This is a genomic window from Microvirga pakistanensis, assembly GCF_004458765.1.
Lineage (GTDB): Bacteria > Pseudomonadota > Alphaproteobacteria > Rhizobiales > Beijerinckiaceae > Microvirga > Microvirga pakistanensis.
The window spans coordinates 1-1,420 of the sequence record NZ_SPJX01000685.1 but is presented as its reverse complement, the minus strand read 5'-3'; the positions used below and the strand labels follow the sequence as shown (position 1 = coordinate 1,420).

Sequence of the window (1,420 nt, the reverse complement as noted above, 5' to 3'; positions counted from 1 at the left end):
TGGCCCATGATCCCCTGCCGCTCCAGGTCGGCCGGCAGGTTCTCCGCAACCAGAGCCGGCAGCTCCTGCTCGAGATAGGAGCGCATGCGGTAGTGCCTGGCCCAGGGGGCCTCGGTGGCATCCACGTAAAAGCCGGCGCCGAGCCCCAGATCATAGGCGCCCGCGGGATCGTCCGGCACCCCTTCGCCGCGCGGGCTGGTGTCGGGCGCGATCAGCATCAGGCCGAGCTCCGCGGCAGCCCGCTGCGCGCCCGCCTTGACGGTGAAGTTCTCCTCCGTGCAGGTGAGCCCGGACAGGAACCACACCACCGGCACCTTGCCCCGTTCAGCCTGCGGCGGCACGAACACCGCAAGCCGCATGGGCGTGCCGGTCGCCTGCGAGGCGTGCCGGTAGACGAACTGCGTGCCGCCAAAGCAGCGCGCCTGCGCGACGGTCTCAAGGCTCACCCCATCCCTCCCGGTCAGTAGACGATCACCGAGCGGATCGACTTGCCCTCGTGCATCAGGTCGAAGGCGGTGTTGATCTCCTCGAGCGGCATGGTGTGGGTGATCAGGTCGTCGATGTTGATCTTGCCCTCCATGTACCAGTCGACGATCTTGGGCACGTCCGTGCGCCCGCGCGCCCCGCCGAACGCCGTGCCGCGCCACACGCGGCCGGTGACGAGCTGGAACGGCCTGGTGGCGATCTCCCGGCCGGCCTCGGCCACCCCGATGATGATGCTCTCGCCCCAGCCGCGGTGGCAGCACTCCAGCGCCTGGCGCATCACATTGACGTTGCCGGTGGCGTCGAACGAGAAATCGGCGCCGCCGCCGGTGAGGTCGACAATGGCCTGCACCACCTTGTCGGGCCCGACCTCGTCGGGGTTGATGAAGTCGGTCATGCCGAACTTCTCGGCCATGGCGCGCTTGTTCGGGTTGATGTCGACCCCGATGATCCTGTCGGCCCCGACCATGCGGGCGCCCTGGATCACGTTGAGCCCGATGCCGCCTAAGCCGAACACCACCACGTTGGCGCCGGGCCAGACCTTGGCGGTGTAGATCACCGCCCCGATGCCGGTGGTGACCCCGCAGCCGATGTAGCAGATCTTGTCGAAGGGGGCGTCCTCGCGCACCTTGGCGAGCGCGATCTCGGGCAGCACGGTGAAGTTGGCAAAGGTCGAGCAGCCCATGTAGTGGAACACGGTCTCGCCGTCACAGCGGAAGCGCGAGGTGCCGTCGGGCATCAGCCCCTGGCCCTGGGTGGCCCGGATGGCGGTGCACAGGTTGGTGCGGCGCGACAGGCAGGATTTGCAGCTGCGGCACTCGGGCGTGTAGAGCGGGATCACGTGATCGCCCGCTTTCAGGGTGGTGACCCCGGGCCCGACCTCGCGCACGATGCCGGCGCCCTCGTGGCCGAGGATGGCCGGGAACTTGCCCTCGGA

At 68.8% G+C, this 1,420-nt stretch carries 2 protein-coding genes; both read right to left on the bottom strand.

The window, feature by feature from the left end; all coding sequences use genetic code 11:
• Positions 1-446 (bottom strand): alpha/beta hydrolase-fold protein (locus E4K09_RS26730; protein WP_244610712.1); only part of this gene is annotated, 446 nt, incomplete at its 3' end.
• 14 nt (positions 447-460) lie between these two features.
• Positions 461-1,420: zinc-binding dehydrogenase (locus E4K09_RS26725; protein ID WP_134500666.1), on the bottom strand; the 960-nt coding region annotated here is incomplete at its 5' end.